General features: G+C 27.7%; 9 protein-coding genes. 3 read left to right on the top strand and 6 right to left on the bottom strand.

Annotation, left to right across the window (positions count from 1 at the left end; all coding sequences use genetic code 11):
* Window positions 1–481: 481 nt before the first annotated feature.
* Window positions 482–1,921, bottom strand: a complete 1,440-nt coding sequence (gene nagE / locus ABDZ60_RS00775; RefSeq protein WP_016207807.1) for an N-acetylglucosamine-specific PTS transporter subunit IIBC — start codon at window positions 1,919–1,921, stop codon at window positions 482–484.
* A gap of 560 nt (window positions 1,922–2,481) precedes the next feature.
* Here nagE and ABDZ60_RS00770 point away from each other — a divergent pair.
* Window positions 2,482–3,000 carry a PTS sugar transporter subunit IIA gene (locus ABDZ60_RS00770; protein WP_084820780.1) on the top strand — a complete coding sequence of 173 codons (519 nt, stop codon included), beginning with the start codon at window positions 2,482–2,484 and terminating at the stop codon, window positions 2,998–3,000.
* A gap of 49 nt (window positions 3,001–3,049) precedes the next feature.
* Here the strand turns inward: ABDZ60_RS00770 and glcT are convergent, their stop codons facing one another.
* A complete protein-coding gene (gene glcT / locus ABDZ60_RS00765; RefSeq protein WP_047001767.1) occupies window positions 3,050–3,910 on the bottom strand; it encodes a glucose PTS transporter transcription antiterminator GlcT in 861 nt (286 codons plus the stop codon).
* A 22-nt stretch (window positions 3,911–3,932) separates the two neighbouring features.
* Window positions 3,933–4,871: a GNAT family N-acetyltransferase gene (locus tag ABDZ60_RS00760; protein WP_047001768.1), complete on the bottom strand. Its 939-nt coding sequence runs from the start codon at window positions 4,869–4,871 to the stop codon at window positions 3,933–3,935.
* A 175-nt stretch (window positions 4,872–5,046) separates the two neighbouring features.
* On the opposite strand from ABDZ60_RS00760, the gene ABDZ60_RS00755 reads away from it, so the two are divergent.
* Together ABDZ60_RS00755 and msrA are read left to right on the top strand one after the other, a co-directional pair.
* Window positions 5,047–5,715 (top strand): DUF4230 domain-containing protein, encoded by a 669-nt coding sequence (locus ABDZ60_RS00755; RefSeq protein WP_047001769.1) that lies wholly within the window; start codon window positions 5,047–5,049, stop codon window positions 5,713–5,715.
* A gap of 65 nt (window positions 5,716–5,780) precedes the next feature.
* The gene (msrA, locus tag ABDZ60_RS00750) at window positions 5,781–6,251 is read left to right on the top strand and encodes a peptide-methionine (S)-S-oxide reductase MsrA (RefSeq protein WP_343775083.1); all 471 of its coding nucleotides are present in this window, start codon (window positions 5,781–5,783) and stop codon (window positions 6,249–6,251) included.
* A gap of 186 nt (window positions 6,252–6,437) precedes the next feature.
* On the opposite strand, the gene ABDZ60_RS00745 is transcribed toward msrA, so the two are convergent.
* From ABDZ60_RS00745 to gnpA, 3 genes are all read right to left on the bottom strand, one after another.
* Window positions 6,438–8,729 (bottom strand): MASE3 domain-containing protein, encoded by a 2,292-nt coding sequence (locus tag ABDZ60_RS00745; RefSeq protein WP_343775081.1) that lies wholly within the window; start codon window positions 8,727–8,729, stop codon window positions 6,438–6,440.
* A 302-nt stretch (window positions 8,730–9,031) separates the two neighbouring features.
* Window positions 9,032–9,199, bottom strand: a complete 168-nt coding sequence (locus ABDZ60_RS00740) for a DUF6903 family protein (RefSeq protein ID WP_343775079.1) — start codon at window positions 9,197–9,199, stop codon at window positions 9,032–9,034.
* Window positions 9,200–9,202: 3 nt separating this feature from the next.
* A complete protein-coding gene (gene gnpA / locus ABDZ60_RS00735; protein ID WP_343775077.1) occupies window positions 9,203–11,365 on the bottom strand; it encodes a 1,3-beta-galactosyl-N-acetylhexosamine phosphorylase in 2,163 nt (720 codons plus the stop codon).
* Between the last annotated feature and the right edge of the window lie 7 nt (window positions 11,366–11,372).

The following is an 11,372-nucleotide window of genomic DNA, read 5'->3' as shown; positions in this document are numbered from 1 at the left end:
GAGTCTTAGTTTTAAGACTTCTAAAAGAATTGCTGGTTTATTTTACTTAACTTATTTTCTGTTCAATTTTCAAAGACCATTTTTTATTTCCTTTTACTCAACTATTCTGCTGAGCACATGAGTTATAATATCATGTAGAAAGATGCTTTTTCTCCATAATTTATTTGTTTACGACAAATTATTCTATTCTTATTTATATTTACTCTTATTTTCTACATTTTTCTATTGTTGATACACAGGGATAAGTTGTTTTATTGCAGTATATTTTATATATTTTATCTAACTATAATTTCTTAGGAAATAAAAAAACTTAAAATATAATTCTTGCTGAAACTTGAAATAAAGCTCAAATGATTAATAAATGAAGTGTACCTATAATATATTAATATATATGAATCGAAAAGGCTGCATTCTTATTGATTTCTAAAATCAAACTAAATACAGCCTCTTCTTAATTTACTTTTCTATTTTATTTTATTTATTATCTTTTTAACTCTGCCTTTATAGCATCAGCAACAAATTGTACATTTGTTCCAACTATTACTTGAATATTTCCTTTTCCTGGTCTTATAACACCTCTAGCTCCTAAAGCTGTTAAGTTCTTTTCTTTAATTATAGAGTTGTCTTTAACTCCAAGTCTTAATCTAGTAACACAGTTATCTACTGACACTATATTTCCTTTTCCACCTAAAGCTTCAATATATGCTTTAGCTAATTCATTCATGTCTCCAGTAAGTGCTATATTTTCACTTAATTCATCTTCATCATCTTCTCTACCTGGAGTCTTTAAATTGAATTGAGTAATTACAAATCTAAATGTTACATAGTAAAGTACTGCAAATACTAAACCTATTGGTATTAACCAAAGTGGATTTTGCGCCATTGGAGCTTTAAAACTTAAAATCCAATCAACGAAACCAGCACTGAAGTTAAATCCAGCTCTTACTGGTAATAAAGTAGTAATTACCGCAGATACACCTGTTAAAGCAGCATGTACTACATATAGTCCTGGAGCTAAGAACATGAATGCAAATTCTAATGGTTCTGTAACCCCTGTAAAGAATGAAGATAAAGCAGCTGCTAATAATAATCCATATACAGCCTTTTTCTTATTATCTTTAGCAGTATGATACATAGCTAAGGCTCCTGCTGGTAAACCAAACATCATAACTGGGAAGAACCCTGTCATGTACATTCCTGTTTGTCCTAAAGTACCCTTTCCAGCCCAGAAGTTTCCAAGGTCGTTAATTCCTGCAACATCAAACCAAAATACAGAGTTAAGTGCATGATGTAATCCAAATGGAATTAATAATCTATTAAAGAATGCATAAATACCTGATCCAATAGCTCCTGTAGAAACAATAGCCTTACCAAATGATACTAGTGCATTGTAAACTACTGGCCATACAAAGAATAATACTAATGCTGCAACTAATGAGGCTAAAGCTGTCATTATAGCAACTGATCTTTTACCGCTAAAGAATCCTAAAGCATCTGGTAACTTAGTTCCTTTAAACTTATTGTAGCATGTTGCTCCAATTAAACCTGAAAGTATACCAACGAATTGGGTTTGGATTTTGCTAAATGCTGCTGGTACTTCTGCAACATCAATTCCCTTAAACATAGCAACAGCACCTGTACTTAATACTGTTGTAATAACAAGCCATGAAACTAATCCAGCAAGTCCTGCTGTACCATCGTTATCATCTGACATTCCTACTGATACACCAATTGCAAAAAGAATAGCCATGTTATCAATTAGCGCTCCACCTGCTTTTAATAAGAAAGCTGAAATAACGCTGTTTGCTCCCCAACCTGTAGGATCAAGCCAGTATCCAATACCCATTAAAATACTTGCAACAGGTAATGCTGCTACTGGAAGCATTAAAGATTTTCCTAGTCTTTGAAGATACTTCATCATAATAATAAATCCTCCTTAAATTTTTTATATACAAATTTAAGCCGTTGTATAGTATAATTCCAACTTAAAAATAAAAAAAGCCGAAAAGGATATACAGATATATAAATCCTTTTCGGCTCATGCTCAACTAATTGATAACACGCCTAAATTTGTACACATATTTTATTTACATTGTTATTGTATCATCTAATGTTATTGTTTTCAAGAGTTTTTTTAGTGTTTTTTCAGCCTCTTTTCTATTATTTTCTTAAGATTTCATTAATTATATTGAATATACTTAATTTTGCTAACGATTTCACGATTTTTTTTTAATTTAGTTTATTGACAACTATTAATAACTATATATATAATCATACTAGACGTGTTACTGTTTAAACAGGCATGAGTCCATCTCATTTATAGGGCTTATGCCTTTTGTTTTTAAAATTTAGCATGTAAATTTGTATCTAATATCTATGTATTTATTCTTTTGTATTAATAAATACTATAGTTATTAATTAATATATTTATTAAAATATGTAGTAGAAAGGATGTGGATTCCTGATTATTCAGGAAGTACTATGTTTGATTTTATTAAAAATTTATTTAAATCTGATTCAGTTAATGAAGAAGTTGTTACTAAATCTAACACACTTGTCGCTCCTGTTTCTGGTAAGGCTATTCCTTTATCAGAAGTACCAGATCCAGTTTTCGCTGAAAAGCTAGCTGGAGACGGAATGGCTATAATAGCTGAGGGAGATACTATAGTCGCTCCTGCTGATGGAGAAGTTACTCTTATCTTTAAGACTAAGCATGCATTTGCTATGACTTTAGAAAATGGATTAGAATTACTTATTCACATAGGATTAGAAACTGTTTCTCTTGATGGAGAAGGTTTTGAACAATTAGTAGAACAAGGTGTAAATGTTAAAGCTGGTACCCCATTAATAAAAATAAACAGAGATTTTATTTTATCTAAAGGATTATCTTTAGCTACACCAGTATTAATAACTAATGTAGATGCAACTAAATCAATAACTCCAATTGAAAGTGGAGATGTTGTTGCAGGTAAAACTGTAGTTGTAAACTTTGAAGTATAAGATATAGTAATATAAAATAAAAATCAGTCATTTTTATAATGACTGATTTTTATTTTATAATAGAACTTCTGAATCTTTCTATATGCATTGCTAAATAAGCTATTTCATCCTCAGATATATTTGATATTTCTAATGCCCTACATATTATCTTTTTTGTTTCCTTTGCAATTTCATAAGATAACTTATATTTCTTTTTTATTACATATATTAAATCATTTTTTATTGGTGCATCTGTTATTATTCTCTCTATTGCAAATCTAATATGTGTTAAGAATCTAGCATAATCTAACGACTTTCTATCAATTTCTATATTTAACCTATCTTCAACATGTTCAATTATAGAATTACTTAGAAAACTATATTTTATAGTATTAGATAATTTTCCATTATTTCTTGCTGAATGAATATGAAGTGCTATAAATCCTTTTTCACCTTCTGGTATCTCTATATTTAGCTCCTCACCTATTTTATCTGCAAGCTTACTTGCCATTTCAAATTCTTTATTATATAAAGTTTGTATTTCCACTATAAATGGATTTTGTATTTCCTCATTTTCTTCCAATCTTTTTATTGCATAAAAAAGATGATCCACTAGCCCTATATGAATGTTTTCATTAAGAGTTTCTCCTAATTCATCAGTTATTTCAGCTATAACTTCTTCAACTATTCCTATAAGTTTAGTATCTACCCTAGTTAATATTTCATTAAAATTTCTTTGGTTTTCTTTATCTTCAATTATAAAAACTTTTTCAACTAGCGTCCCTTTCTCTATAATATCACCCATTTTTTTACCGAAACCAATTCCCTTTTGAAAAAGAATTTTTTCTTTTCCCTTTTCCCTTACAAGTAATATATTATTATTAAAGGATTTCACTACGGTTGCATTGTTATTTAATATAATCAAATTCATATTTTCTTCCCCCAAATAATATTTAGTGTTTTTCTAATATCTTAAAAAAGGTTATATGATCTCTCCATGATCCATTTATAAATAAATATTTTTCATTTAATCCTACTTCTTTAAACCCACAACTTAAAAGAACTGATTTGGATTTTTCATTATTTGTTAAAACCGAAGCTTCTATTCTATGTAATTCTAATTCATCCCTAGAATATTGCAAAACTAACTTTACAGCTTCTTTCATATATCCTTTGCCTTGAAAATTCTTATCCATAGAATATCCTATTATAGCACTTTTGAATACACCATAAACTATATTAGATATTTTTATTTTTCCTATTAATTTGCTATCTTTATATATTCCTAAATCAAAACCAGATCCATTCATTAAACTTCTATAACTCTCAAGTAATATATCTTTCTGCACTTCGTAAGTATAGAATACATTATCCCTACTCGGCTCATAATTACTTAAATGCTCTTTATTTCTTATATAGTAATTTAATAGGTCTTCGGCAGAATCTGGAGTAAAATTTTTTACCGTTATATTTTCGCCCTTCAAATAAACAATGAAACTTCTTTTAGTATTGTTATATTCATTTCTATTTATTCCAAAACTTAATTCATCTAGAAATACCCCATTAGTAAATATATTTTCTGTAAGTATTCCCTCTAAAGTAAATCCTAAATCTAAAAATACTTTATAATTAATATTCTCATCTACTAAAATATTAGCTTTATATATATTGCTATCCTTAAATATAGCTCTCAATATATTTTCTATTGTTTCCTTTAATAAATCATATTTATTTTCTCTATAAAACTTAAGTTTAACAGTACACTTTTTATTATCTTTATCTAGCTCTACTATAGTAAATCTTCCAATAAATATATTATTCTTGTCTTTTATAATATAATCACTAAAAGTTCCCTTAACTAAATCTATACTTATGCCCTTATTTTCATTCATAATAATTTCTCCTAAGTTATGTATATATACTCTTATTTATATTATAACGACAAACAGACCACATACACAACATATTATATTCGACGAATTTACTTAATAATCGAATTATATTTCATTCATTATTAAGTAATATGCATCATATAATTTATTGATATAGATCAAACTAGGAGTTTATATGTTTATTTTAAATATGTTTAGAAGAAAAAAATTTAAAAATAGAGTGAGAAACTTTTTTATTATTTTCTTTATACTATCATTAACTTTACTTGTATGTAAACTATTTTTTAACTATAGATATAAAAGATCTATCAATGATTTATCTGATTTAAGTACTTTTAAAATAATATCAGAAGAAAGTTTAATTAAGGAAATTAAAAATGTAAACAAGATAATTCCCCTTGAAGTTGAATTATCTAAAATAATAACTATAGACAAAAGTTGGGGTAATCTTGAGGTATTTCAGAAATTTAAAAGAATAAAGTTTTTTGCTAACTGTTCATATTCAATAGATTTATCTAATCTTACTACAAATGATATTAATATAGATAACAAGAAAAATGAATTATCTATAACTTTTCCTAATCCAGAGATTTTTAGTATTAATATTAATAGAGAAAAAACTGTTTATGAAGATTCTTCTAATGGACTCTTAAGATTTGGTGAAATAAAGTTAACATCAGAAGAGTTTAACCTTATTCAAAGTGAAGTTCAAAAAAACTTCGAAGAAACTATGAAAGATGATGAAATTTATGAAAAAGTATTATCTAATAGCAAGATATCTATAGAAAATTTACTAAATCAAATAACAGATAAAAAGATGTCTATAAATATATACTTTAAATAAATATATACTTTACTATCTATAGGTATATAATATATTTAACCTATTTGAGTAAAGGAGTTGATAAAATGAAAAAAATAGTTTTAGCTGGAGGATGCTTCTGGGGGGTTGAAGAATTTCTTTCTAGATTAGATGGAGTAATATTAACCGAAGTTGGATATGCAAATGGAAGAACCGAGAATCCTACTTACGAAGATGTGTGTTATAAAAATACTTATTTTGCAGAAGCTTGCTTAGTTGAATATGATGAAACTAAAATATCACTTGAAAACATATTAAATGAATATTGGTCAATAATTGATCCAACTATTTTAAATAGACAAGGTCCTGATGTAGGAAGTCAATATAGAACAGGAATATATTATTTAGATGAAAATGATTTAGATGAAGTTCTTAAATCTAAAGAAGAAAATCAGAAAAAGTATGATAAAAAGATTGTTACAGAAGTAATGCCTTTAATTAATTATTATAAAGCTGAAGAATATCATCAAAAATATTTAAAGAAAAATCCTAATGGATATTGTCATATAAAATTATAATAAAAATTTATGTATAGGTATAATTTAAAATTAATATCTATACATAAATTTTAAACTTATAACTTATCTATATAGAAAATTATATTAAGCATTTACTACATACAATTATTTATGTAATATAGAATCCACATTGTACGACTCCAGATGTATCAAAATAAGAAAGTTACTCAACAGTATTTGTATTTATTAACTATTACATAATAAAATCTCTTCATCGAACTCATCATCTTCAATACTTGGAATGTTTATTGTGAATGTAGTTCCAACACCTATTTCGCTCGTAACATCAATCCACCCTCTATGCTGTTTTATTATATCATAACAAACGCTAAGTCCTAGTCCTGTTCCGCCTTGTTTCGTAGTAAAAAAAGGTGTACCAATTTTATCTAAAGTTTTCTTATCCATTCCTTTGCCATTATCAGAAACCTTAATATATATACTATTATTTTCTTCTATAATTCCTGCTTCAATAATTAACTTAGAATTTGGTAATTCAATCATAGCTTCAATAGAATTTTTACATATATTTAAAATAACTTGTTTCAATTTCGATTCATCACATAGAATATATCTTTCATCGACATTATATATAAATTCAATATCTACCCCTTTGATCAAAGATGATGTTTCAATTGAATATTGTATTGTTTCTAAAAGATCCTTTATTGAAACTTCCATAAGCATAGTTTTTTTCGGTTTAGATAAAGTTAAAAAATCACTTATTATCCTATTTACTTCTTCTATATCTCTATCAATTTTTTTAGCATATTTAACAACTTTATCTTCTTTAGCAATAACTTCAATTAACTGACTACATCCTTTTATGGTAGTTAAGAAATTTCTTGTCTCATGCACTATAGAAGCTCCCATTTGACCAAGCAAGGCTAGTTTTTCCTGATGTATAAGCTTTTCTTGTTGTTCCTTAAAATCTGTTATATCTGTTATAACAGAAATCTTACCTATAGATTTTTTATATATATTTAAAATATCAGATTGGTGTATAATCACTTTTTTACTTATACCATTAACATTTGTAAAGGTAACCTCAAATTTTTCTGTATCTTCAAAATCTCTATTATTAATTAGGCTAATATTATTCCTTTTATAACCTATAAATCTATTTAATTGTGATACATTAATTCCCACTAACTCCTCATAAGATAATCCAATCAACTCTTGAAATGACTTATTTACAGATACAATATTAAATTCATTATCACAAATAAATGCAGCACTTTGTATAGAGTTTAATATAGTGTAAGTTTGAATGTTAAGATTACCAATTGCTTGCTCCTTTTCTACATCTTTAAAAATTAATAATACTCCATTCTTAATTTCGGTTGCATTTAAATTTAACTTAACATAATTACCCTTCTTCGTTTTGCAATTAATGGTATTATTTGGATTTTCGTTAATATATTTTAATTTTTCCTCTAATGACCCCCTTTCACTTATATTACTATTAAGAACATTCTTAACTTGAATTACATCCAATCCAATTACTTCTTCCTTATTAAAACATAACATTTTCTCAAATTCTTTGTTTATAAAATCTACCTTTAAATCACTGTCATAAGTTTGTATTCCAATTGGTATAGCATCTAGTATATCATTAAGTCTTTTTTTTGCATCATACAATTCTTCATAAATATAATCTATACTGCCTTGAAAAATGCTTTTATATAGAAGATAAGAATATAAAATTTTTAACACATGTCCTTGTACCATTGTAAAAGAATTAAAATTTTTATATAGCATAAGAGAAATTTCTGTAGGTATCATCATCATGAGAGCAAGAGCTAAATATTCATAGGAAATATATCCTCTTTCATAAATTTTTTTCCTGTGCCTTAATAAGCTTATAATTGCCAGAATAACTATTATAGATTCGAGAATTATTTTATAATTTGTCAATATCTCGTTGTTAATATCGAATAATACAGGAAGTTTACTATCATTTATAATTACTATATATGATAATATCATAGATAGTAATAAAGTAACTAATAATAATATTTCCTTTCTTATATTAAGCTTTATAGTGCTAAAACTGAAAGATGAGATAAAAATCATAATTACCTCTGTAAATCTTCCAAGAATCCAAAACTTTGTTGCTACATCTCCATAGCCCAAAGCTAATCCTAAAGGCTCATAATAGTATATATGTATTATATCGAAGATTGTAGTAGCTAGTAATCCAAAGGCTATAAATCGACTGCTTTTAGGACTCTTCTCATATTTATGCCAAACTATAAAAAATAATGATATGGAAAAAAATATACTAATTAACTCAAGAATTGAATGTATAACTCCAATATTATTTTTCCATAGAAATTCAGAAATGATTAATGACGGGATAATAACGATGGACATAATTTGTAAAAATTTAATCTGAATACTTTTTTCCTTTTTTGTAATGACTTTAGTATTGTTTAGTAATTTCAACTTGTCCTTTTTTAATCCAAAACTAGTACTCATTGTATTCCTCCCGGTGTCCATTCTGTAATTCTACATAAGTATTAATATATAATATACCAATACCTACCAAAATATTGTAACAAATTATGGAATATCTTACAACGAGTTATTAACATATTATCCACAATTTATTAACATTAACTTGTTTATAACTTTTTATAAAACAATGAGTAAAATAAATAATCATTTAATGCTTTATAGCAATTCTTGAAAATATTAAGTATCCTACAAAAGTTTTACAAAAAAAACTCTATCTAAACACAATAGCATGATACAGATAGAGTTTCTTTTATTTTATTTTGTTACTTATTCCTTCTATTATATAAAAATAATTGAGTAAGAAGTCCAGTTAATCCAATTAGCATTGTGCATAAGCCTGGTATTCCAATATGCTTTTGTCCTATAATAATCATTGCTAAAAATACTATAAATGCAATAATATTAATTCCAATCTTTGCTACTGTACTCATAAGCTACATCACCATCCATCTAATTTCACCAGGTTCTAAAGTAACTTGGACACAATTTCCATTACCATCGTAAACATTGGTAACTTGCTCATTATTTGTGTTATTTAAAATAGCGTATTTATTTATACTTGGATATGCATGAACTTCACAATATAAATTATCAGCATACCACTTCTTAAATTCTTCTTCTTTATGTGAAGAATAATATAGAGATCTCATTAGTAAGCGAGTATTTTGCTCAGAATATGGAAGGCCTGCAATATAAACGCATCTTCCCTTTCCATAATCATTACTTGAAATATTTACTTCTCCATTGCTATAGGCAATTATTTGTGTAGTTGCCTTTGTAGCATAAATATTTTTCATTCCTTCACCGAATTCAAAATCTTCTACTTTATCTTCTGTAATAAAGTGTTTTTCTACTGGTGTATGGAAGTACTTATCAGTGTGTAATGTAAATCCTAATTCTTTATCCACACCAAATGCATCTGCTAATTGGAAGAAGTGACCGCCATTTTCAACTGCTGTTGGTTCACCAACACCAACAAATCCTCCACCGTTGTAAATCCATTCACGTATTGTTGCTACAAACTTAGGATCCTTCCAAACATCTCCACCTGAGAATGCTGTGTAAGCATCTCCAGCATTTATTATTACATCAATATCTTCTGGAATGCCATTTTCCTTTATATCATCAAAGCTAATAAATGTTACATCTACGCTAGCTCCGCTTAATGCATCTAACATTCCATTGTAAGAATAAATTTGTTTACAATATAAAGCATGAGCAACCATATAAGAATGCCAGCTTCTTAATTTTCCCCAGCTATTTAATATAGCTACTTTTAATCCACAGTATGGAGTTATACCATTAATAGTATCATAAATTTCCCTAAATTCGTCACAAACTTTCTCTATATAATCCACAAATTTAGGGAATTTGTAAGCTAAGCTTGGATATCCACCATATCCTATACGATCTACTGGCTTTCTCATAATAGCACGTCTTGCACCTAACCAATTATCGATAGCTTCTATAGTTGGATCATTTCCTTCACGGAAAACATCTGGGAAGAAATAAGGTAAGAATCTTCCTTCATGATATTTTACACCTGGAATATCAGCTATTAAACGTAGAGTAGCTCCTCCTCCAACGCTTCCTACAACTGCATCTAATCCAATCTCAGGGAAGTACTTTCCATATGGCTCAGTACCTATCCAGTTATCTCCAAGGAACATCATTGCTTCTTTCCCTGCTTTATGAGTTAATTCAACAAGTTCTTTTGCAGTTTGAGCCACAAATCTTTGTTGGAAATCAATGTAATCTTTATATTCCTTTGTAGGAACACAGAAAGTTGAATTATAATATCCGCTTTGTACAAATACTTCCGGACGTAATCTATATCCATATTCTTCTTCAAAAGCTAATATTGCTTCTGTAGAAACACTAGCACCATATCCACACCAATCTACAAACTTTTCTTTTCCTAAGTTATTAAAAATTAATGTAAAGTGATAGAAGAATGTTGTGAAACGTACAACATCTGTATCTGGATTGTCTTTTAACCACTGCTTTAAGTATTCAACTATAAATTTTCTTGCATTTGTTTTTCTTACATCAAATGGTATGTCATGAGGTACATCTCCCCAATTGTTTGTAATGTGATTATACATTTGTGTTGGATCCCATAATAAATATGCAAGGAAAGAAACAGTATATTCATGGAATGCTTCACAGTTGTTTACCTTAACTATATTTTTCTCTTTATCAACTTCCCAGTTTTCAACTTTAACAATCTCATTTGTTGTCCTATCTATAACTTCCCACCATACTTTAGGATCATGGATATAATCCGCTGTTACTTGCTGATCATAATAAGTTTCTAAAAAATTTATTTCTATACTGTTAGATGTTGCTAGTGTATATTCGCTCATTAAATAAGCTTGTTGACATTCATCCATATGTTTTTCTGCAAATTCGTTATGATTACGTGCAACAAAATATGTTGTATAAATTTTTGCATCTAAGCTTTTTATATCATCACTAAGTTTTGTGCCATCACTATCACGAATAGCATCTGCACCCCAACGAGATAATAATTCTTTTGTCTCCTCAAGGAAATTACTTTCACTTGGTAACGTAACTCTACCTTTAGTCTTTGCCATGATAATA

Origin of the sequence: Clostridium sartagoforme (assembly GCF_039521405.1) — a bacterium.
GTDB lineage: Bacteria > Bacillota > Clostridia > Clostridiales > Clostridiaceae > Clostridium > Clostridium sartagoforme.
This window is presented reverse-complemented; position numbering and strand designations above follow the sequence as displayed.

Coding starts and splice junctions, on each gene's coding strand:
- nagE (WP_016207807.1), bottom strand. CDS start 1,921: ATGATGAAGTATCTTCAAAGACTAGGAAAATCTTTAATGCTTCCAGTA.
- ABDZ60_RS00770 (WP_084820780.1), top strand. CDS start 2,482: ATGTTTGATTTTATTAAAAATTTATTTAAATCTGATTCAGTTAATGAA.
- glcT (WP_047001767.1), bottom strand. CDS start 3,910: ATGAATTTGATTATATTAAATAACAATGCAACCGTAGTGAAATCCTTT.
- ABDZ60_RS00760 (WP_047001768.1), bottom strand. CDS start 4,871: ATGAATGAAAATAAGGGCATAAGTATAGATTTAGTTAAGGGAACTTTT.
- ABDZ60_RS00755 (WP_047001769.1), top strand. CDS start 5,047: ATGTTTATTTTAAATATGTTTAGAAGAAAAAAATTTAAAAATAGAGTG.
- msrA (WP_343775083.1), top strand. CDS start 5,781: ATGAAAAAAATAGTTTTAGCTGGAGGATGCTTCTGGGGGGTTGAAGAA.
- ABDZ60_RS00745 (WP_343775081.1), bottom strand. CDS start 8,729: ATGAGTACTAGTTTTGGATTAAAAAAGGACAAGTTGAAATTACTAAAC.
- ABDZ60_RS00740 (WP_343775079.1), bottom strand. CDS start 9,199: ATGAGTACAGTAGCAAAGATTGGAATTAATATTATTGCATTTATAGTA.
- gnpA (WP_343775077.1), bottom strand. CDS start 11,365: ATGGCAAAGACTAAAGGTAGAGTTACGTTACCAAGTGAAAGTAATTTC.